The sequence below is a fragment of the Aeromonas sp. ZOR0002 genome, assembly GCF_963866995.1.
Lineage (GTDB): Bacteria > Pseudomonadota > Gammaproteobacteria > Enterobacterales > Aeromonadaceae > Aeromonas > Aeromonas caviae.
On the sequence record NZ_CAWMFQ010000288.1, the window covers coordinates 1 to 363 of the forward strand.

Consider the following 363-nt stretch of genomic DNA (forward strand, 5'->3'; position numbering starts at 1 on the left):
GCCGCCGCCATCAGTGCCGCCACCACGGCGCAGCAGCAAGCCGAAAAGGCGGTGAGCGACACCGCCAAACAGGCCGCCAGCAGCGCAGCGACCATCAGTGCTGCAACCACAGCGCAGCAACAAGCCGAAAAGGCGGTGAACGACAGCGCCAAGCAGGCTGCCAGCAGCGCCACCACCATCAGTGCCGCCACCACGGCGCAGCAGCAAGCCGCCAAGGCGGTGAGCGACAGCGCCAAACAGGCCGCCAGCAGTGCCGCAACCACGGCGCAGCAACAAGCCGTCAAGGCGGTGAGCGACAGCGCCAAGCAGGCCGTCAGCAGTGCAGCGACCATCAGTGCCGCAACCACAGCGCAGCAACAAGCC

The 363-nt window shown here is 67.8% G+C and carries 1 pseudogene; it reads left to right on the forward strand.

Annotated features, from left to right (window positions below):
• Positions 1-363, forward strand: a pseudogene (locus AACR77_RS15580) (hypothetical protein); the annotation flags it as partial.